The sequence below is a fragment of the Mycobacterium sp. 1245801.1 genome (assembly GCF_001673055.1).
GTDB lineage: Bacteria > Actinomycetota > Actinomycetes > Mycobacteriales > Mycobacteriaceae > Mycobacterium > Mycobacterium europaeum_A.
The window spans coordinates 35,941-55,995 of the sequence record NZ_LZKY01000063.1; the positions used below are offsets into that span (position 1 = coordinate 35,941).

At 66.3% G+C, this 20,055-nt stretch carries 17 protein-coding genes and 1 pseudogene; 13 read left to right on the forward strand and 5 right to left on the reverse strand.

Annotated elements, in window-relative coordinates:
* Positions 1–13 precede the first annotated feature (13 nt).
* Positions 14–1,369, forward strand: coding sequence for a hypothetical protein (locus A5622_RS03585; protein ID WP_066876709.1), 1,356 nt, complete (start codon positions 14–16; stop codon positions 1,367–1,369).
* Between the two features lie 168 nt (positions 1,370–1,537).
* Positions 1,538–4,429: an RND family transporter gene (locus tag A5622_RS03590; protein WP_369829214.1), complete on the forward strand. Its 2,892-nt coding sequence runs from the start codon at positions 1,538–1,540 to the stop codon at positions 4,427–4,429.
* On the opposite strand, the gene A5622_RS27800 is transcribed toward A5622_RS03590, so the two are convergent.
* Positions 4,357–5,040 carry a response regulator gene (locus A5622_RS27800; protein ID WP_082972422.1) on the reverse strand — a complete coding sequence of 228 codons (684 nt, stop codon included), beginning with the start codon at positions 5,038–5,040 and terminating at the stop codon, positions 4,357–4,359. The two genes, A5622_RS03590 and A5622_RS27800, sit on opposite strands and share 73 nt — an antisense overlap.
* Positions 5,022–6,707 (reverse strand): ATP-binding protein, encoded by a 1,686-nt coding sequence (locus A5622_RS03595; RefSeq protein ID WP_197498113.1) that lies wholly within the window; start codon positions 6,705–6,707, stop codon positions 5,022–5,024. Before A5622_RS03595 ends, A5622_RS27800 begins: the two co-directional genes overlap by 19 nt.
* 124 nt (positions 6,708–6,831) lie before the next feature.
* Between A5622_RS03595 and A5622_RS03600 the strand changes: the two genes are divergently transcribed.
* A complete protein-coding gene (locus A5622_RS03600) occupies positions 6,832–7,734 on the forward strand; it encodes an NAD(P)-dependent oxidoreductase (RefSeq protein WP_066876711.1) in 903 nt (300 codons plus the stop codon).
* Between the two features lie 32 nt (positions 7,735–7,766).
* Here the strand turns inward: A5622_RS03600 and A5622_RS03605 are convergent, their stop codons facing one another.
* Complete coding sequence (locus A5622_RS03605; RefSeq protein ID WP_066876712.1) at positions 7,767–8,336, reverse strand: TetR family transcriptional regulator; 570 nt, start codon at positions 8,334–8,336, stop codon at positions 7,767–7,769.
* A gap of 79 nt (positions 8,337–8,415) precedes the next feature.
* Here A5622_RS03605 and A5622_RS03610 point away from each other — a divergent pair.
* The 5 genes and pseudogenes from A5622_RS03610 to A5622_RS03630 all read left to right on the forward strand — a co-directional run bounded on the left by A5622_RS03610 (position 8,416) and on the right by A5622_RS03630 (position 12,573).
* A pseudogene (locus A5622_RS03610) lies at positions 8,416–9,232 on the forward strand (class I SAM-dependent methyltransferase).
* Complete coding sequence (locus A5622_RS03615) at positions 9,225–10,079, forward strand: lysophospholipid acyltransferase family protein (RefSeq protein ID WP_066876713.1); 855 nt, start codon at positions 9,225–9,227, stop codon at positions 10,077–10,079. The pseudogene A5622_RS03610 and the gene A5622_RS03615 overlap by 8 nt, the downstream one beginning before the upstream one ends.
* Before the next feature lie 59 nt (positions 10,080–10,138).
* Entirely contained in the window at positions 10,139–10,591 is a 453-nt protein-coding gene (locus A5622_RS03620; protein WP_066863218.1) for a helix-turn-helix transcriptional regulator, read from the forward strand.
* Between the two features lie 4 nt (positions 10,592–10,595).
* Entirely contained in the window at positions 10,596–11,006 is a 411-nt protein-coding gene (locus A5622_RS03625) for a VOC family protein (protein WP_066876714.1), read from the forward strand.
* Between the two features lie 112 nt (positions 11,007–11,118).
* Positions 11,119–12,573, forward strand: coding sequence for an aldehyde dehydrogenase (locus A5622_RS03630; protein WP_066876715.1), 1,455 nt, complete (start codon positions 11,119–11,121; stop codon positions 12,571–12,573).
* A gap of 72 nt (positions 12,574–12,645) precedes the next feature.
* Here the strand turns inward: A5622_RS03630 and A5622_RS03635 are convergent, their stop codons facing one another.
* Positions 12,646–12,900: a hypothetical protein gene (locus A5622_RS03635; protein ID WP_066863208.1), complete on the reverse strand. Its 255-nt coding sequence runs from the start codon at positions 12,898–12,900 to the stop codon at positions 12,646–12,648.
* A gap of 169 nt (positions 12,901–13,069) precedes the next feature.
* On the opposite strand from A5622_RS03635, the gene A5622_RS03640 reads away from it, so the two are divergent.
* Both A5622_RS03640 and A5622_RS03645 read left to right on the forward strand, forming a co-directional pair.
* On the forward strand, positions 13,070–13,753 hold the full coding sequence (locus tag A5622_RS03640; RefSeq protein WP_066876716.1) for a hypothetical protein: 684 nt from the start codon (positions 13,070–13,072) through the stop codon (positions 13,751–13,753).
* A gap of 30 nt (positions 13,754–13,783) precedes the next feature.
* On the forward strand, positions 13,784–14,626 hold the full coding sequence (locus tag A5622_RS03645; RefSeq protein ID WP_066876720.1) for an SAM-dependent methyltransferase: 843 nt from the start codon (positions 13,784–13,786) through the stop codon (positions 14,624–14,626).
* A 12-nt stretch (positions 14,627–14,638) separates the two neighbouring features.
* Here the strand turns inward: A5622_RS03645 and A5622_RS03650 are convergent, their stop codons facing one another.
* Positions 14,639–15,487 carry a family 16 glycosylhydrolase gene (locus A5622_RS03650; protein WP_066876724.1) on the reverse strand — a complete coding sequence of 283 codons (849 nt, stop codon included), beginning with the start codon at positions 15,485–15,487 and terminating at the stop codon, positions 14,639–14,641.
* Between the two features lie 248 nt (positions 15,488–15,735).
* On the opposite strand from A5622_RS03650, the gene A5622_RS28870 reads away from it, so the two are divergent.
* The 3 genes from A5622_RS28870 (at position 15,736) to A5622_RS03660 (ending at position 20,031) form a co-directional block, all read left to right on the forward strand.
* Entirely contained in the window at positions 15,736–15,948 is a 213-nt protein-coding gene (locus A5622_RS28870) for a hypothetical protein (protein WP_156749290.1), read from the forward strand.
* Between the two features lie 379 nt (positions 15,949–16,327).
* Positions 16,328–18,640, forward strand: coding sequence for an acyl-CoA dehydrogenase (locus tag A5622_RS03655; protein WP_066876728.1), 2,313 nt, complete (start codon positions 16,328–16,330; stop codon positions 18,638–18,640).
* Positions 18,641–18,657: 17 nt separating this feature from the next.
* Positions 18,658–20,031: a 4-hydroxyphenylacetate 3-hydroxylase N-terminal domain-containing protein gene (locus A5622_RS03660; protein ID WP_066876729.1), complete on the forward strand. Its 1,374-nt coding sequence runs from the start codon at positions 18,658–18,660 to the stop codon at positions 20,029–20,031.
* The last annotated feature ends 24 nt before the right edge of the window (positions 20,032–20,055 follow it).

The following is a 20,055-nucleotide window of genomic DNA, read 5'->3' on the forward strand; positions in this document are numbered from 1 at the left end:
AGGGATAAGCACAATGACCAATGTCATCGACCTGGTGGACCAGATCCACTTCCTCGGCGAGCAGGCCACCGGAACCAGCAACGTGCTTCAATGCGTCTGGGTCTACGACCGGACCATCGACGTCGATGGTGTGCGGCGGTTTCACCACCATCTTGAGCGAGGACGGTTAGCCCGTCGCATCGAACGGTCACCGGTGCCCTGCGGCCGGCACCGCTGGGTAACGCCCGGCCGCTCATCCGGCCTCGAGATCGTCGCCCGCGCCCGTTCCCGCGCCGAGTTCGACGCCTGGTTGGACGAGCAGGCCAGCACCCCGCTGGATTGCGAGCACGGACCCGAATGGCACCTCGCCGTTCTGCCGTTCGCTGAGGGCGGCGCGGGAATCAGCCTGGTCATTTCACATTGCCTCACCGACGGTGTCGGGCTTTGCGAGGCATTGGCGGATGCGGCCGACGGTCTGGACGACGTGATTACATGGCCCGCCGCGCAATCGCGCTCCCGGTGGCGCGCGCTTCGCGAGGACAGCCGCCAGACGATGCGCGACATCCCCGCGATCAGTCGCGCCATCACCGCAGGCACACGGACGCTACTGCGCAGCCAGAGTCGTGACGGGTCTGGCACCCCTGCACCGGATGGGACACAGCTGCCTTTCGTCGGGACTGACGAACTCGTAACTGTCCCGACGGCAACGGTATTCGTCGACGCGCAGGAGTGGTACGGACGCGCACAGACGCTCAGGGGAACTGGCAACGCATTGCTTGTGGGACTGGCGGCACGCCTGGCCCACCGAATGGGGCGGGTCGCAGCCGACGGTTCGGCGGTGGTGGCAATACCCGTCAACGACCGCGTGCCCGGTGATACCCGCGCCAACGCGATCACCGGTATCGACATCACTGTCGACCCGCTGTCAGCGGCGACGGACCTTCAGGAGATCCGCGCCGCAACCAAGCACGCGCTGACTCACCGCCAGGAGGTGCCCGACGAACGGTTCGCGCTGCTGCCCATCGTTCCCCTGGTACCGAAGTGGTTGGTAAAGCGAATGATCGGCCTGGCCGTTGGCAATACGACCACCGCGTCGTCCAACCTCGGAGTCGTCAACCCGGCCGCCAACCGGCCAGACGGCACCGACGCCGACTACTTCGCCATGAAGATGCGTTACCCCAGCATGACCAAGGCGACGATGCACCATACCGGCGGGCTGCTCAGCTTGCTCTCCGGCATAACACACGGACGGGTCTTCGTCTCCGTCGTTGCATACCAACCTGGAAACATGACAGACGAACTGCAGCAGATGATTTCGGACACGCTGAGCGACTTCTCGCTCACCTGCACCACGAACTGGCGAAGCCCCGAATTCGTGGCCGCCGGATAGACGCCGGTAAAAGGCCACCCACGAAAGCGGCATCAGAAGCCGCCCCCTCGACCGCACCCACACGAATGAAGGTTGGCCATGGCCACGCAATCGATCACCCCCAAGGTCTCGACAGGCAGCGACGCGTTTGCTGTGCTGGGTCGCCTCATCAGCCGTGCACCTTGGCTCGTGATCGCCGTCTGGCTCGCGGCAGTCGGCGTTCTGGCGGTGGCCTTCCCCTCCCTGACGAAGGTGGTGGAAAATCAAACCGTTCAGGCACTTCCGGCCAAAGACCTGGCGGCGGCCGACCAGATGGCCAAGGATTTCGGTGAATCCGCGCAGAACATCCTGATCGTCGTGCTCACCGATGGCAACGGGCTGACACCCGCCGACGAGGGGGTCTATGGCAGGCTGGCCGCCAGGTTGCGCGCCGATACCCGCGATGTGGCCGGCGTGCACGACCTCGTCACCATGCCCGCTCTGCGCCCTTCGATGGTCAGTGCCGACAACAAGGCGTTCTACCTTGCGGTGGACCTCAAAGCGCCCGCGGGCTCCCCGGAGTCCTCTCAGGCTTATCAGCGGATCGCAGCAGTCACCGAACGCTCCGCCACGGGCTCCGCGCTGACCGCGCAGGTGACCGGACAAGCCGCCATCGTCGGTGACATGTCAATCGTGACGGCCCACGACACGCACTTGATTGAAATCGCCACCGCCGCATTGGTGCTCACCATCCTGTCGGTGATCTATCGGCGCCCGGTCACCGTGTTGGTGCCCTTGCTCACCATCGGATTTTCGGTGGCCTCGGCCCAGGGCATAGTGTCCGCGCTGAATCAGCTGGGGTTAGGTGTGTCCGCACCGACGATCGCACTGCTGACCGCGATGATCGTCGGCGCCGGCACCGATTACGCCGTTTTCTTGATCAGCCGTTACCACGAGTACCTGCGGTCGGGTGCCGACTCCGACCTCGCAGTACAGAAAGCGTTGACCTCCATTGGCAAGGTCATTGCCGGCTCGGCGGCCACGGTCGCCCTCACTTTTTTGGGCATGATCTTCACCCGCCTACCCGCGTTCACAACTGTTGGCCCGGCACTTGCTATCTCGATCCTGATCGCCTTTCTTGCCGCGATCACGTTGTTGCCCGCCACGCTCGTCCTTGCAGGCCGGCGCGGTTGGGTGGCGCCCCGAAAAGCTCTGACTGGCCGGCTGTGGCAGAGGTCAGGAGTGCTGATCGTTCGCCGGCCCAAGATGCATCTCCTGATCAGTCTGGCACTGCTGGTCGCGCTGGCCTCCTGCGCCGCCTTCCTATCTCCTACCTTCAACGACCGTATGCAGCTGCCGCAATCGGCACCGAGCAATGTCGGCTTCACCGCGATGGAACGTCATTTCGCGACCAGTGCACTGCTGCCGCAGTACATCTACGTGCGCTCGCCACGTGACCTCCGTACCCCACAAGCCTTGGCCGACCTGGAGCAGATGGCCCAACGCGTTTCGCAGCTGCCCGATATCGCTGCGGTGCGCGGCGTCACGCGACCCAACGGCCAACCGCTCGATCAGACAAAACTGAGTTTTCAAGCCGGACAGGTCGGCACCAACCTCGAGAATGCCTCAACCCAAGTCTCCGGCAGAAGCGACGACCTCGACGCATTGACCGCTGGCGCGGACAAACTGGCGGCAAGTCTCGGCCAGGTTCGCGACCAGACCCATATTGCCGCCAGGCCAGCAATGGAACTCGGCACGACCTTGAACCAGGTGCGACAGCAGCTGGCCGCCGCGTCGCAGCTCTTGGACACCCTGCATGGGCTGGCGAACACCAGGTCCGCCGCGGCGCTGGTCGACGGTGCCGTTGACGCGGTCGGCCCCATGATCGACGCCTTGAACGTGAGTCCGCAATGCAATGCAGACCCTGCGTGCACTGCTGGCCGCGCGCAACTGCAACAGCTAGCCCCGGCGCGAAACGGCGGTACGTTGATTGCGCAGATAGCCCCTGTGGTGCAACGGCTCGCGACGATGATGCAGCGGCTGAGCGCACTGTTGGCGGCGGCAGGCAATACCGACGTGCCCCAACGGTTGGTTCGGCTGCAACAAGGTGCCGACGCGCTCGCCGACGGGAGCCAGCGGCTGGACCAGGGAGTGCGCACACTCGTCGAACAGACCAAGAAGATGGGCGTCGGAATGAACCAGGCGGCCGACCTGCTGCTCTCGATGAATCGTGACGCGTCGCAAACCGCCATGGCGGGCATGTACATCCCGCCCAAGGTGATCACGTCGGACGACTTCAAAAACGCCGCGAAGATGCTCATCTCGGCCGACGGGCGTTCGGTGCGCTTCATCGTCGAGACGAAATTCGATCCGTTCAGCACAACCGCAATGGATCAGGTGGCGTCGATCCTCAATACTGCTCGCGGCGCCCAGCCCAATACCTCACTCGCGGATGCATCGATATCGGTCGTCGGCACCACCGCGATGTACAGCGCGATGCGGAGCTACTTCAACGACGACGTTCGTCTGATCGTCATCGTGACGCTCGCGGTTGTCTTCTTTATCCTCGTCGCACTGCTGCGCTCCATCGTGGCTCCGCTGTATCTTATTGCCTCCGTGGTGATCTCGTTTCTATCGGCGTTGGGCGTGGGAGTCGTCGTCTTCCAATTCGTGCTCCATCAGGCCATCTATTGGAACGTGCCGGCCATGGCGTTCATCGTGCTGGTCGCCGTCGGAGCGGACTACAACCTGCTATTGATCTCACGAATTCGCGAGGAGTCAGCCTCGGGCGTCCAAAGCGGAGTCATCCGTGCCGTTCGTTCGACCGGTGGTGTCATCACCTCGGCCGGCATCATTTTCGCGGCCTCGATGTTCGGGCTCCTATTCGGCGGCCTGTCTTCCATGGTGCAAACCGGGATGATCATCGGTGTAGGGCTGTTGGTCGACACCTTTGTGGTGCGCACCATTACGGTGCCGGCTCTGGCGGCAATGCTCGGCCGGGCGAACTGGTGGCCCGGCAAGGCGATCACTCAGCGGGGTAGACGCCTTCGTCGCTTGTCGATCGCTACGAATTCCTGCTCGGGTCGTCCCGTGGCTCCGTAACGCAGGCCCACGGTGAGGTCACCGGTGCTGGCCAACGCCGCCAGATACCGTTGGGCGGTTGCCCTCGATATCCCGATCGCAGCAGAAACTTCCGCCGCCGACATCGGCTTGTTCGATGTTCCTAAGGCTTGCAGCACAAGCTGTTTGGTGGAGGAAGCCGCCAGGGTGGCCGGCTGGGAAGGAGCAATCCTCGGGCGCAGCGCGTCGAGTGCCGCGTCCACGTCGCTGGAGCTCAGATTGGGGCTGGAAAGGATTTTGCGGTACCGCGCATAGCCGGCCAGCCGCGCGGCGAGGTCTGTGGTCGCGAACGGCTTCACGAGATAGCTCAGAGCCCCGGCCGACATGGCTGCTCGGATCGTGGCGGCCTCGGTTGCCGCCGTCAGTACCATGCTGTCGCCGCGTAATTCACGGACAAGATCAATTCCGGACCCGTCGGGTAGGTAGACGTCCACCAACGCAAGATCGACGGCGTCGGCCTTGCGCGCGGCGTCGAGCGTGTTGACGGTGGCGACCACCGTGAAGCCGCCAAGCGTATTGACGACCTCCGCGTGCATATTGGCGACGCGGAAGTCGTCATCGACGACCAGCACCGTCAGGTCTGCGTCGCCCATTGCGCCTCCTCTACCATCACGCCTGGCAGTCGAGCGATGAACTCCGCGCCCTGCAGCTGCATCTCGGTGTTCCCGGGACTGGCCAGCCATAGATCGCCGCCCAGCGAGCGGCTGATCTGACGCGACAGCGCGAGCCCGATACCCCGGCCGCCCGGGATGCCGGAGTCCGGCTTGGTCGTCCTGCCCTCGGTGAACAGATCGCCAACGAACTCGGGCGCGACGCCGTCGCCGCTGTCGGCCACCGTGACATGCAGCGTCGAACCGTCCTGCAATAGCTCGACTTCCACTTCTCTGGGCTCGGTATCGCTCACCCGAGCGGCATCGATGGCGTTGTCCAGCAGGTTGCCCACCACGGTGGTGACGTCGACTGGCAGCACGAGCCGGCCTGACACCCAGGTGTTCTCACCGATCTTCAGCGTCACGCCGGCTTCGCGCGCGGCCGCAGCCTTGGCCGCCAAAAAGGCCTGCAGGTACGCATCGCGGATCGAGTCGATGCCCGGTAGCGCGGATCCCAACGGGCCGGAGCCGAGAAGCTCTTCCAGATATTGCAACCCCTCGTCGACATGGCCGCCGTGCAACAGCCCGTTCAGTAGGTGCAGACGGTTGGCGAACTCATGGCGCTGTGCGCGCAGCACGGTGCTCATCACCTGCACCGCGTCGAGTTGCCGCGTCAGTGATTCGACATCGGTTCTGTCCCGCACCACCAGCACGGTTCCCAGTTCGCGTCCTTCTCGCAATACCGGCCGCGCGGAGACCACTACGATGCGACCACTGACATTGGCCAGCGTTGGCGCCGAATCGGCCGCTTTGAAAACGTCACGGACCCGTGGGGTCAACCCGATGTCATCGACGGAGCCGCCTGTGTCGCTACCGATCTCGAGAAGCCGGCACGCCTCATCGTTGACGAAGGTGATGTTCCAGGAGGTGTCGGCTGCCAGCACGCCCTCGCCGATGCCTTGCAGCACCGCCGTCTGGCTGCGCACCAGCTCGACGATCTCGGCCGGCCGCAAACCCAGCGTCAGCCCTCGCCAACGCCTGGCCAGCAACACGGAGCCGACCACACCGACCACCAGGAGAACTCCTCCCATCGCGGCCAGCACGCGCAGATTGCCAGAAAACTGTTCATCGAACGCCCTCGTGGAGATGCCAACGCCGACGAAACCCAGCACACGATCAGAACCCGCGTCCAGCACCGGAACCCTGGCAACTATCGACCGGCCGTAGACCGTGATTTCATGAAATGTCTCCTCGCGCCCGGCAAGGGCCTGCGTGATATCGCTACCGACCATCCGGGCCAAATTGTGCCGATCGGGAGAGGCGAGCCTGATGCCACGCATGTTGGCGATCACCACAAACGACACGTGCGTGCGCTGTTCGACGTGTGACGCAACGCTTTGAATTGGACCGACCGCAAGTTCGTCGACCAGTGCAGGGCTTGCGGTCAACGGGGTGTCGTTGTAGCGGGAGATGTTGTTGATGACCGTCGGGGAAGAGGCCACTACCCGAGCTATATCCAAGGCGTGAACGCCGTACTCGACGTCGAGACGGTGACGGTTGAATGCGGCGAACAAACCAAACGCGACGATCAACGTCAGCGTCACGACGACGAGCTGCACCAGCAGTACCTGGGTGCCGAGTCGCAGGTCGATGCGGCCTGTGGCGGCCATGCAAAGACCCTATCGCTCTCGTGAGCAAAATGCGCGAAAGTTCACGACGTGGGGCCGCAACCACCCCAAACAAGGGTGGACGGTTATGCAACATCCAGTTTCGTCACCGCATACCATTGCGCCCATGCGCGGCGCAAAAATCCTGATCACCGGCCCGACCGGTCAAATCGCCACCCCGATCGCCCGGGCGCTTGCCGGCGACAACGAGGTCTGGGGGATCGCCCGGTTCACCGACACCGCCGCGCGTGAAGGCCTCGAGAAGGCCGGAATCCGTTGCGAGAAGGTGAATCTCGCGGCCGGCGACTTCACCGGTGTGCCAACCGATTTCGACTATGTCCTCAACCTGGCGGTGGCCAAGAGCGGAAGCTGGGACAAGGACCTTGCGGCCAACGCGGAGTCGGTCGGCCTGCTGATGGCCCACTGTCGCACCGCAAAGGCCTTCCTGCATTGCTCGTCGGCGGCCGTCTACGACCCGCCGGACGACGAGCCGCGCAGCGAGCGGTCCGCCCTGGGCGACAACCACAAGCCACTCTTTCCGACCTATTCCATTTCCAAGATCGCCGGGGAAGTGGTGGCCCGGTCGGCGGCTCGCATTCTCGGCCTGCCCACCACGATCGCGCGGCTCAACGTTCCCTACGGTAACAACGGTGGTTGGCCGTTCTATCACATGGAGATGATGCTGGGCGGCATCCCGATTCCCGTCCCGCCCGGTGAGCCCGCGCGCTACAACCCCATTCACGAGGACGACATCATCGCCACCATCCCCAAGCTGCTCGAGGCCGCGTCGGTCCCGGCGACCACGGTCAACTGGTGCGGAGACCAGACCGTCAGCTTGCAGGAGTGGTGCGACTACCTCGGGTCCCTAATCGGCGCCGAACCGGTCTTCGAGCCGAGCGAGCAAGCGCTACGCGGCAATCCCACCACCATCGACCGGATGCACGAGCTCATCGGCGGCACCTCGGTCGACTGGCGCGACGGAATCCGTCGCATGGCGGCCAAGTACCACCCGGAGCTCGTTGGCGTCTAACCGGTTGCGGCACAACATTATCGGCGAACACATCAGGCTCGGCCCTGGATAAGCCGGGCCGCGGCCTCCACCGCGGCGGCGCGGCGGCGTGCGATGACGTCCGCGTCCGTGGTCGCCGCGTCGGGGTCGGGCCAGTGGGCCCAGGCCAGCCCGATGCCGAACAGCAGCACCAGCAGCTGCCTCGGGTCCCACGACGGATCGACGTGACCGTCTAGGCGGGCGCGTTCCAGCGCCGCGACCGCCCTGTCGGGCGGGGACTCGCCGTCGAACTCGGGCTTGTCGAGCGGAAAGCCCTCCAGCCGCGCCCAGGTGATCATCCGCAGGTGTTCCGGCCGGTTCTGGGCGAGATCGAAAATGTCACCGACGAACTCGGGGACCGCGTCGGGGCGCACCTGAACGGCGCGGAAGAACTCCGCGCCGTCAGCGGCGACCACATCGCGGAACAGGGTCTCCTTGTCGCCGAAATGCGCGTACAAACGTTCCTTGCTGGCACTGGCGGCCCGCGCGATGCGGTCGATCCGGGCGCCCGCCAATCCGTATTGCGCGAATTCCGCGCGAGCGGCGGCGAGAATTTCGCCGCGCAGCTCAGTGGTGGTCCTCACAGACTCATCATAGGCGGACGAACTGGTTCGTTTGTTACGGTGGTGGGAGCACACCGCAAAGCGCAAAGGAGACGGGGCGATGGGAACGGCCAGAACACTCGATCAAGCTGCGGTCGCGACGATGCCGCGGGGCGGACCCGATGCGTCGTGGCTGGATCGCCGGTTCGAGACCAATACGCCGGAGTACCTCGATCGCGAGGACGTCGCCGACGAGGTCAAGCAGAAGGTCATCGGGATGCTGGATCGCATCGGCACGCTGACCAACCAGCAAGACGTTCGCGCGGATGGCCCTGGATGTCGTGGCCGACATCGCCAACCCCCGCGTCCTGGAACTGGGCGCGGGTCACGGCAAACTGTCCGCCAAAATTCTGGAGCTGCACCCCACGGCGACGGTCACCGTCTCGGATGTGGACGCGACCTCGGTGGCCAACATCGGCGCCGGTGCGCTCGGCGCTCATCCACGCGCGCAGGCAAAACTGATCGACGCGACGGCGATCGACGCCGCGGACGACAGCTATGACCTGGTGGTGTTCGCGATGGCGTTTCACCACCTGTCGCCGGCAGTGGCTTGTCGTGCCATCGCCGAGGCCACCCGGGTAGGCAAGCGGTTCTTGGTCATCGACCTCAAGAGGCGAAGTCCGTTGGCCACGTTGCTGTTTCCGGTGGTGACGCTGCCGGTGAACCTGGTGCTGTTGCCGTGGTCGTGGATACACCCGTGCCTGCACGACGGGTTCATCAGCGCGTTGCGGGCCTACAGCACGTCGGCGCTCGAGGCCCTCGGCCACAGCGCCGGCCCCGACATCCGGATGCAGGTGTTGGCTTCGCCGCGGCGACGCGGGATGCCGTCGCACGCCGTCGTGTTCTCGCGTCCGGAGGGACCCGCCGACCATGAGTGACGGACCCGATCTCGTCGCCATCACCGACCCCGGCGAGCGTGTCCGGGCGCTGCGCCGGGTGCTCGATGCGGTGACCGATGGGCTGCACCCCGTGCTGAACCTGTCCCGTCCGTACGTCGACGGGCTGGAGAATCTGCCGCCGGACGGGCGATTCCTGTTGGTGGGCAACCACACTCAGCTCGGCTCCGAGGTCTTTCTGATTGCGGATGCGGTGCGGCGCAGCATCGGAACGCGGGTACGGCCACTGGCCGACCGGAATTTCGGGCGGCTGCGCGGATTGCCCGCCGATCTGATGGCGGCGTTCGGCGGCGTGATCGGCGCACCCGAGAATGCGCGTGAACTGATGCGCCACGACGAAACCATCCTGGTGTTCCCCGGCGGCGGAGGCGAGATCGCGAAATTCAAAGGCGAGGAGTACACGCTGCGCTGGCAAGGGCGCTCGGGCTTCGCCCGCCTTTCGGTCGAAAATGGCTACCCGATCGTGCCGGTCGGCCTGGTCGGGGGCGACGACGTGTATCGCAGTTGGACCACCCGCGACAGCGCATACGCGAAAGTCAGTGCGGCCCTGAGCCGGCGATTGAATGGCCGGGAGGACATGGCGATGCCGTGGCTGCGGGGGATCGGGCCGACGCTCATCCCGCGCCCGCAGCGGATGTATCTGCGGTTCGGCCCTGCGATCGACACCACGACGCCGCTCGGCGTCGAAAACGAACAGTGGGTGGATATCGTCAGGGAGCGGGCCCGGCTGCAGTTGGAAGCCATCCTGGCCGACCTGCTCCGGCTGCGCGGGCAGGACCCCTACCGCGGGCTGAACCCGCTGGCCTGGCGCAGCGCCACAATGGCCTGAGGACGAAACACCCCGAGAGAGGTGCGCCCTCAACAGGTCGGGGTGGCAGCATCACGTAGGTGACCAACACACCGGACGCCGCAGCGCAGCGCCTGCGCACCCTGGTCCTGTTGCGCCGCGTTCGGGACCGCATCGACCGGGACTACCGGCAGCCGTTGGACGTCGAAGCGCTCGCGCGCGGGGTGCACATGTCCGCCGGCCACCTCAGCCGCGAATTCCGGCGTGCCTACGGCGAATCGCCGTATTCGTATTTGATGACGCGTCGCATTGAGCGGGCGATGGCGCTGCTGCGCCGGGGCGACCTGAGCGTGACCGAGGTCTGCTTCGCGGTCGGCTGCTCGTCGCTGGGCACCTTCAGCACCCGATTCACCGAATTGGTCGGTGTGCCGCCCAGCACCTACCGCCGCCAGGCTGCTGACGCGCTGGCGGGCATGCCGCCATGCGTGGTCAAACAGGTGACCAGACCGATCAGGAATCGAGAAGCAGCCGCCATCGGACCGCACCTAACCTGACCGCATGGACATCACCATTCACTCGAGTTTCCTTCCCCACACGGACCCGGAATCATCGCTCGCCTTCTATCGCGACGTCCTCGGCTTTGAAGTTCGTCTGGACGTCGGGAAGGGCACGATGCGCTGGATCACGGTGGGTCCGCCAAACCAGCCGGACACGTCCATCGTCTTGAACCCGCCGGCCGCCAATCCCGGCATCACCGACGAGGAGCGCCGCACCATCGCCGAGATGATGGCCAAGGGCAGCTACGCCACGCTGCTGCTGGCCACCAAGGATCTCGACGGCACCTTCGAACGGCTGCAGGCCGGCGACGTCGACATCGTCCAAGAACCCACCGACCAGCCGTATGGGCTTCGCGACTGCGCCGTCCGCGATCCCGCCGGAAACCTCATCCGCATCCAGGAATCGCGCTGAGCCCATCCGCGTGCGGATGCTTGACCAGCCGTGTGCACAATGCTAAGCAAGTGCTCAGCACTGAGCGCACGGGGCGCCGGGGCGCCACGACTGGCAAGACGAAAGGGATCAGATGACGGTGCAGGCGGTATTGGACGACATTCGCAAGCGCCCCGGAACGGGGGACGTCATCGCGGTCATCGATCCCGCGACCGAGGAGACGATCACCGAGTTCACCGACTGCGGGCAGGAAGCGGTCAATGACGCAGCGGCCAAAGCGAAGGCGACCTTCGAGTCCGGCGTCTGGGCGGAGCTGCCGGGCCGCGAGCGGGCCAAGATCTTGTGGCGGATCGGCGAACTGATCGACGAGCACGCCGAGGAGTTCGCCCAACTGGACTCGCTCAACACCGGCATGCCGTTGCTGCAGGCCCAATTGCAGATGTCGACCTGCTCGGAGTTCTTCCGCTACTACGCCGGTTGGTGTTCGAAGATCAACGGCGTCGCCTACGACGTGAAGACCGACGGCATCGCCACCGACAACTACGTCAACATGCACGCCTACACGCTGAAGGAGCCGTACAGCGTTGTGGGACTGATCTTTCCGTGGAACGGCCCCATCTTCAACGCCAGCGCGAAGCTGGCACCGGCCCTGGCGGCGGGCGGCAGCCTGCTCGTCAAGCCGGCCGAGGAGACCCCGCTGTCGGCGCTGCTGCTGGACCGGCTCATCCACGAGGCCGGGGTGCCCGAGGGGGTGGTCAACCTGCTGACCGGATACGGCCACACCGCCGGCGCCGCGATCACCGCGCACCCCGATGTCGAGAAGGTGGCCTTCACCGGCTCGACCGAAGTCGGCAAGGAGATCGTGCGGGCCTCCGCCGACAACCTGAAGAAGGTCACGCTCGAACTCGGCGGGAAGTCGCCGGTGCTGATCTTCGACGACGCGAACCTGGACAACGCCATCATGATGGCGTCGCTGGGCATCTTCGTGCACTCCGGCCAGGGCTGCGTATGCGGGTCGCGCATCTTCGCCCAGCGCGGCGTCTACGACCGGGTCGTGGAAGGCATTGCGATGATGGCGAATTCGTTCAAGTTGGGCGCCCCCAGCGAGGAGGGCTGTGTCAGCGGGCCGCTGATCAGCCAGAAGCAGCTGAACCGGGTCATGGGCTTCATCGACGAAGGCCGCAGCGACGGCGTCGAGGTGGTCACCGGCGGCCACCGGCTGGACCGCAGGGGCTACTTCGTCCACCCGACGGTGCTCACCAACGTCGACACCAGCATGCGGCTCTACCAGCAGGAGATCTTCGGTCCGGTGGTCACCATCCTGCCGTTCGACGACGAAGACGAGGCGGTGGCGCTGGCCAACGACACCACCTACGGCTTGGCGGCCACCGCCTGGACGGAGAACCTCGGTCGGGCCCACCGGATCATGCGCCGACTGCAGGCCGGCAGCGTGCAGGTCAACTGCCAGCTGGTGTTCGACCACGATGTCCCGTTTGGCGGGTACAAGCAGTCCGGCTGGGGTCACGAGTTCGGCAAAGAGGGCCTCGAGATCTACCTCAAGACGAAGTCGGTCTGGGCTCAGCTCTAAAGCAATTGCGCCACAACGGAAAGTCCCGGACCCGTACCAGGTCCGGGACTTCTCCGACGGCCGTCAGACGAGTCAAGATCCCTTGTTGTAGCGGGTGAGGAATCCGACGGAGGCCACCGCGGCGGCCGTGCCGATCACACCCCACAACACCACCTGGAAGGCCATCGCGCCGAAGAACCAGCCGAAAGTCATTCCGAGGTAGAGCATCCAGATCAGTCGGTAGACGCTCCAGAGCGCAAGCAGCCCGGTGCTGATCCCGATGTACAGGCTGCGCTGCCGATCGACGCGGTTGATCTGCTCTTGGATGCTGGTCGGCACGATGTTCATTTGCTGTCTTCCTTTCCTGGGTCGCCACCTCCTTGGCGGCGTCATGGCAGCAAGTACAGCCCCGGCCCGCGGCTACCGATCCCAATCACGCGTCGCCGCCCAAACCGGCCCGCCGAATCCACGGCGCGTCCTACCCTGGAGGAGGGGGCCTGACGAAGGGGTTGGCTCGATGAACGTGACGCGCTGTGTGGCCCGGATCTTCACCGTTGCCGCGCTCGCCCTGCCGACGCTGTCAACGGCGGCGGCCGGGCCCGCGGCGGCGGATCCGCCGCCCACCCAGTCGATCACGGTGATGGCCGTCGGGCCCAGCGGTGAAGCGATCAACGGCTACCACGTGGCGTCCGGGCCGGGCAACGTCGGGCAGGCGAGCGACTGCTCGGAACCGTCGCCGTCGGCGGTGGCCGACAACGTCTACTACTGTTCGCCGAGCGCGGCCGGAGCCGGCACATGCTGGCCCTCCACGCCGGGATCGCTTCTGTGCGTGGACAATCCGTGGGACATGCAAATGCACCGGGTCACCTTCGACGGTCACCTTCCGCCCGTGCACCCGACCGCCGACCCGGACCCGTTCGCGCTCACCCTCGACGACGGCACCCGCTGCCTGCTGCGCAACGGTGGCGCGTGGGGCGGGCGCGCCGATGGGTACGTCGGCGTCTACGGATGCGGCGGCGCCGGTAGTGACCTGGCCGTGCTGTGGCTGCCCAGTCAGGGTGCCGGATCCTGCATCGATCGCTCGTCGTCGGCGTGGACCGTCAAAGTCGGTCGCCTCGGCGCGCCCGACGCCGTTCTTCCACCGCCCGCGACCCGTGGGGTGACCGCCGCGTGGTTCGCGGGAGGCAGGGCCGGCCAATAGGGCGGCGCCGGTACTGCTATAACGCAACGTATGTCTGGTCCAGGGCACACGATCACCCATGTTTCCGATACCGCCCGGTGGACGGCGTTGCACCGGGCAACCGAAACGCTGCGCCCCGACGCGCTGTTCAGCGACCCGCTCGCCGAACGTCTCGCGGGAGAGCACGGCCGCGCGATCGTCGCGGGAGTTCCCTGGACGGACCGCAGCGGTTGGTGGCTGGTCGCACGGACCAAGCTCATCGACGATGCCATCGCAGCCGCACTCGCCCAGGGCTGTGACCGCGTCCTGAACCTGGCCGCCGGCCTGGACACGCGGCCCTATCGCTTGGAGCTCCCACCCGATCTGACCTGGATCGAGGCCGACCTACCCAAGCTGCTCGCCGAAAAGACGCAAATCCTCGCCGATCAGACACCGCGCTGCCGGCTGAACCGCGTCGCGGTCGACCTCGCCGACCCACACGCCCGGGACGCCTTCCTCGACGAGGCGCTGGCCGGCGCGACGAAGGCCTTCGTGCTGACCGAGGGGCTGTCGATGTACCTGGAGGCCTCCGACGTCGCCGCCATTTCAGGTGCGATCAAGCGACCCGAGGTCACCTGGTGGATGATCGATTTCGCCTTTCCCGGTCTCAAAGAGCGGATCAACAAGAACGTCGCCGGGATTTCGGAAAACGCACCCTTCAAGTTCGCGCCCGAAAACGGGTTGGCCTTCTTCGAAGACCTCGGCTGGCGAGCCGTCGAAGCGGAATCGCTGCTGGTGGCCGCCAAACGGTTCGGCCGACTACCGATCTTCATGCGCCCGTTCGCCTGGCTGCGATCGGATTTGCGCCGTCCGGGTGGCAGGCCGACGACGGCGGTCGCGCTGCTGACGCACTGAGGGCGCGCCGCCCTACCAGACGCGAATCCAGTCGACGAGCATGTCGGCGGGGTAGCTGCCCGGGCCCGGGTCTTCCCCGCCCGATCCGGCCACCGCCAGGTTGAAGACCGGATAGACCGTGTAGCCCGCACCGTTGAACGGCCAGTCCGGCAGCGAACTCGCCGGCACGTCGAAGTAGGGCGCGGCGCCCTCGGTGTAGTCCTTCCAGAACCGGATGCCCGCCTCGTCCCACTGCGTGCGCCAGGTATGCCAGGCGCTGTCCACCGCGATGTTGTGCGTCTTCCATTCGCCGCCGTTGGCCTTGGCGTGCACGGTGGTGGCCGACGGCCACTTGCCGTTGCCGTACCACTCCATGACGTCGATCTCGCCCTGATCGTCGTTGCCGAGCCAGTACGCGGGCCAGGCGCCCGCGGTCAGGCAGTTCAACTTGATCCGGGCCTCCCAGGTGTGGCCGACGCCGCCGCGCCACAGGCTCTGCACCTTGCCGCTGAAGTAGGTGGGGCCGTCCTTGGCGGCGCGCAGCACCAGGTTGGAATTCCCGTCCACGAACACGTTGCGGCGATCGTCGCGGTACTGCCCGATGTGCTCGGGCAGCTCCCAATAGGTCGGGTCCTTGATCGTCTCGCGGGCTTTGGCCACCGCCCACTTCGACGCGTCGGGGGCCGACCCCGCCGGACCATCGAATTCGTCCGAGAAGATGTAGTTCCCGGATTGGCCGCTGGGCGCGGCGGGCGGCGGTATCCGGCCGGCAGGCTCGTCCTGTCTGGCAGGGGAGGCCCAGGCGTTCGAGGTGGGCAGCGCTGCTGCCAGCACCCCGATCCCGGTCGTCAAGATCATGCGGCGGCGATCAATCTCCGGCATAAGCAAGGGACCCTAGCAGCCCACCGGGCACGAGGTTGAAACGGAATTCTGTCGGTGCCCGTCGCTATGGTTCTGATCGCGGTCGGACCAGCGTGGACGACAGCACGGCAGTGGCAACGGATTACGCGCGCAAATTCACGGCCAATTCTCACCTTGGCGGGTGGTTTGGTCTCAGGATTCGGCGGGCATTCTGGAATCACGATCCGATAACCACACTGTTGTAGCTTTTGCGGGTGGTACTGAGAGGAGTGACGATCGTGGCGAATACACCAGAAGGCACGGTTATTTTCCTTCAGTCCCATCCAGCATGGGCCGCCGCGCAGCGTCGCGAACGCGAACGCAATGCGGCAATGCGTCGTCATCCCTCATTTCGCGCGCGCCAGCGCGCCGCAGCGGGCAACCCGGTCGTTCCGCTGGTCCGCAACTTCAAGCTCTACTCGAGCGGCAACACCCCGGCCTGAATTCCGCCACGAATTGTGGTGGCCGCGTTTCTCATCTCTGAAAAGGCGGTCCGTGGCATTTGACGCGCAGCCATCGAATTGCGCACGCCGCTTCGGTCGCAAAGTCTCAAGTCCAAGTCGAGAGATATCCGGGTGCCACTACCGTGCGTTTCCGTAGATCGGTGCGCATGCCACCGGCATTCTTCCGTATTTGAAGCCGGCCGGCCGCCGGGACCGACCAGCGACGTAAACCGCTTTTCCCGGCTGACCCCGGCTGCGGCATCGGGCATTGTCACCCGCCGCGCTCCGGGCCGAGATTGCATACAACGAGCGGCGCACGGCGATACCGTGCTGGCCATCGAACATTGACACCCGTCAAATCGGCCCTACTGTATACAAAATGGCCGTCTCGCTGGACGCGCTGTCGTCTGCCTCCGAACTCGACGACCTGCGTGACATGGTGCGCAAACTCGTGGCCAAGCGCCTTCCGCTGCATGAGACGCGGCACGTCGGTGCTGCGGCCGCACGCCGCGCGGGGTGGGCCGAGCTGGCCGAATTGGGGCTGCTCGGCATCGCGGTGCCGGAGCAGTACGGCGGCAGCGGCGCCGGGCTGTACGGACAGGCCGTCGTCTGCGAAGAACTCGCGCGGGAACTGGGCGCGGTGCCCTACCTGCCCACCGCCTGCCTGGCCGCCGAAGCGCTGCTGGCCTGCGGCGACGACGCCGTGTGCGCCGAACTGCTGCCCGGCCTGGTCGCCGGCGAGCTGACCGCCACCCTCGCCGACGGCACCGGCCACGCCGAGCGGCACGGGCCGAACTGGGTGGTGTCGGGCCAATTCCACCACGTCCCCGACGGCGCCGACGCCCAGATCGTCCTGGTCGCTGCGGACACCGGCGGGGGCACCACGCTGTACGCCGTCACCGGCTCCGACGGCGTGGACCGGGAGCGGTTGTCCACCCTGGACACCAGCCGCGGCCTCGCCAATCTCCGGCTGAGCGGCGCACCGGCCCGACAGGTCGGTGCCGTGGCGGCGGCCGAAGCGGTCCTGGCCCGGGTGCGGCTGCGCGCGACGGCGCTGCTGGCCGCCGAGCAGGCCGTGCTCGCCGAGCAGTGCGTCGCCCTGACGAAGCAGTACCTGTTGGATCGGCGGCAGTTCGGCCGGCAGATCGGGGCGTTCCAAGCCCTCAAGCACCGCCTCGCGGACGCCGCGGTACGGGCCGAATTGTGCGCCGGCAGCGCCTGGTATGCCATCCGGCAGCTGGCCGGCGGCGCGGCCGACGCGGACTTCGCCGTCAGCGTCGCCGCGGCCGCGTGCGGGGAAGCCGCACTGCACAACGCCGCCGAGATGATCCAGCTGCACGGCGGAATCGGCTACACCTGGGAGCACGTCGCACATCTGTACCTGCGCCGCGCCAAGGCCAACCAGTACCTGTTCGGGACGCCGTCGGCCCACCGCCACCGGCTCGGCACGGCCGTGGCCGAAAGCCGTTCGACCGCAACGGAAACCGTATCCGATCAGGCCCGGGGCGAATCGCCGGCGCTCGACGAGCTGCGCCGCTGGCTGGCCGACAACCTGACCGACGCGATCGTGCGCGATCACGCCCCGCCGCCGCCGGGCGAGAAATACTCTGCGGTGCAGCGAGATTGGTATCGCCGCCTCGGCGAGGCCGGCTGGGCCACACCAACCTGGCCGACCGAATACGGCGGCCGCGGCCTGGGTCGCGACGAAGGCGGTGCCGCGGTGGAGGAGTTGCGCCGCCGCGGTGTCGACCGGCCCGAGGAGGACTTCGTCGGCGTATGGCTGGCGGGTCCGACCATTCTGCAGTGGGGCACCGACGAGCAGCGAGACACCTACCTGCGGCCGCTGGCCCGCGGCGATCACCGCTGGTGTCAGCTGTTCAGCGAGCCCGGCGCCGGATCGGATCTGGCGTCGCTGTCCACCTCGGCCGTGCGTATCGATGACGACCGCTGGCTAATCAACGGCCAGAAGATCTGGAGTTCGTTCGCCGACACGGCCGATTTCGGGCTGTTGATGGCGCGCACCGATCCGACGTTGCCCAAACATGCCGGCATCACCTATTTCCTGCTCGACATGCGCACGCTCGGAGTGGACGTGCGGCCGCTTCGGCAGATGACCGGTGACGCCGAATTCAACGAGGTCTTCCTGACCGACGTCATAGTGCCGGACGCGGCCCGCCTGGGTCCGCTCAACGCCGGCTGGAAGGTGGGCATCAGCACCCTGATGCAGGAACGCAACAGCCTCACCGGGCCTCCCGTCGTCGGCCCCGGCGTGGCCGACCAGCTCATCGCGGAGGCGGTGCGCAGCGGCGCATGGCAACGGGCCGATGTGCGAGATCGCCTGCAGCACATGCTCGTCGACGAACGCGCACTGCAGAGCGCCGGCTTTCGGGCCAGCGTCGCCGCGGACCGCAACCCCGGGGCCATCGACTCCATCCGCAAACTCGTCAGCGCCGACCTGCACGAGCGCGCGGGGCGCATCCGCGTCGATCTGCTTCCCGAACTCACCATGGGCTGGCCCGTCGACACCGAAATGCCTTCGGGCACGCGGTCATTCTTGGAGATGAAGAAGTATTGCATCGCCGGGGGCACCTCCGAGATCCAGCGCAACATCATCGCCGAGCGCGTGCTCGGGCTGCCCCGCGAGGCCGACCCCGACCGTGACACACCCTTCAACCAGCGGACCAGCCGATAGAGGAGAGCGCACCGACCATGATGACCGGCGAGCAGTACAAGAACTCACTCCGCGACGGACGGCGGGTCTACCAGGACGGCAAGCTGGTCGCCGACATGGACACCGATCCGCTGCTGGCGCCGGCGCTCGACGCGGTGGCCGCCGGATACGACCAGTACTACCGGCCCGACGGCGACGCGGTGAACCCGTTGGTGGAGGCGCCGCGCAGCGTCGCGGAACTACGTGACCGGGTGCCGATCCTCACCAGCATGGACCTGCTGCTCAACGTCACCTACCAGTCGCTCATGACGCTCGTGGTGGCGGCGGCGCGGCTGGCCGACGCCCACCCCGAGTACGTCGCCCGCATCAACTCCTATGTGGCACAAGCCCGCCGGGACGACATCCGAATCGCCGAATGCATCACCGACTCCAAGGGCGACCGATCCAAGGCGCCAGCCGCGCAGGACGATGCCGACCAGTACGTGCGCGTGGTGGCGCGCCGCGACGACGGCGTGGTGATCCGCGGCGCGAAACTTCACATCAGCGCGGCACCGTTCGCCCATCACCTGATGGTGATGCCGACCAAGTCGATGAAGCCGGGGGAGGAGGACTACGCGATCGCGTGCGCGGTACCGGTCAACGCCCCGGGGGTGCACGTCATCAGCCGCACCGTGCAAGCCCGCGGCGGGGACGAGCGCGACTACCCGGTGAGCGCGCGGCGCAGCATGCCGGACGGGTTCGTGATCTTCGACGACGTGTTCGTCCCGACCGAGCACGTGTTCCTCGATGGCGTTGCCGCACAGGCCGGCATCTTCGCGCACTCGCTGGGCCTGTGGGAGCGCCTCGGCGGCACCGCGGTGATGGTGGAACAGGCCGACGAGATGGTGGGCCTGGCGCAGTTGATGGCCGAAGCCAATGGGACCGCACGGGTGTCACACATCCGGGAGAAGATCGACGAGATGATGATCCATGCCACCAACTTGCGGGCCGGCATGGAGGCCGCGATCAGCAACGCCCACACCACGCCCGAGGGCTACTACTATCCCGACGACCTGTACACGAACGCGACCAAATACCTAGGCGCGGCGAACTTCAATTTGATGATCCGGCATCTGCACGACATCGCCGGCGGCGGGGTGATCACCACACCGTCGATGGCGGACCTGGACAACCCGGACATCGGCCCCCAGTTGCGCAAATACCTGACCGGAGCGGCCGACGTGTCCGGCGACGCCCGCGCCAAGCTGTTCCACGCCATCCGCGACACCACCGCCGATTCCTACGGCGGCTGGCACCTGGTGACCAACGTGCAATCCGGCGGCGGACTGTTCGCACAGCGGCTCGTGACCCGCAAGCACTACGACATGGAACGCGCCAAGCGCCTGGCGCGGCACGCCGCCGCGCTGGACTGAGACCCCCATCCCGCCCTGCCGTTG

Excerpts from the sequence above, each read along its gene's own strand:
- A5622_RS03640 (WP_066876716.1), top strand. The coding sequence starts at position 13,070 with ATGAACGTGACGCGCTGTGTGGCCCGGATCTTCACCGTTGCCGCGCTC.
- A5622_RS03600 (WP_066876711.1), top strand. The coding sequence starts at position 6,832 with ATGCGCGGCGCAAAAATCCTGATCACCGGCCCGACCGGTCAAATCGCC.
- A5622_RS03615 (WP_066876713.1), top strand. The coding sequence starts at position 9,225 with ATGAGTGACGGACCCGATCTCGTCGCCATCACCGACCCCGGCGAGCGT.
- A5622_RS27800 (WP_082972422.1), bottom strand. The coding sequence starts at position 5,040 with ATGGGCGACGCAGACCTGACGGTGCTGGTCGTCGATGACGACTTCCGC.
- A5622_RS03645 (WP_066876720.1), top strand. The coding sequence starts at position 13,784 with ATGTCTGGTCCAGGGCACACGATCACCCATGTTTCCGATACCGCCCGG.
- A5622_RS03655 (WP_066876728.1), top strand. The coding sequence starts at position 16,328 with ATGGCCGTCTCGCTGGACGCGCTGTCGTCTGCCTCCGAACTCGACGAC.
- A5622_RS03650 (WP_066876724.1), bottom strand. The coding sequence starts at position 15,487 with ATGCCGGAGATTGATCGCCGCCGCATGATCTTGACGACCGGGATCGGG.
- A5622_RS03625 (WP_066876714.1), top strand. The coding sequence starts at position 10,596 with ATGGACATCACCATTCACTCGAGTTTCCTTCCCCACACGGACCCGGAA.
- A5622_RS03660 (WP_066876729.1), top strand. The coding sequence starts at position 18,658 with ATGATGACCGGCGAGCAGTACAAGAACTCACTCCGCGACGGACGGCGG.
- A5622_RS03595 (WP_197498113.1), bottom strand. The coding sequence starts at position 6,707 with ATGGCCGCCACAGGCCGCATCGACCTGCGACTCGGCACCCAGGTACTG.
- A5622_RS03635 (WP_066863208.1), bottom strand. The coding sequence starts at position 12,900 with ATGAACATCGTGCCGACCAGCATCCAAGAGCAGATCAACCGCGTCGAT.
- A5622_RS03630 (WP_066876715.1), top strand. The coding sequence starts at position 11,119 with ATGACGGTGCAGGCGGTATTGGACGACATTCGCAAGCGCCCCGGAACG.
- A5622_RS03585 (WP_066876709.1), top strand. The coding sequence starts at position 14 with ATGACCAATGTCATCGACCTGGTGGACCAGATCCACTTCCTCGGCGAG.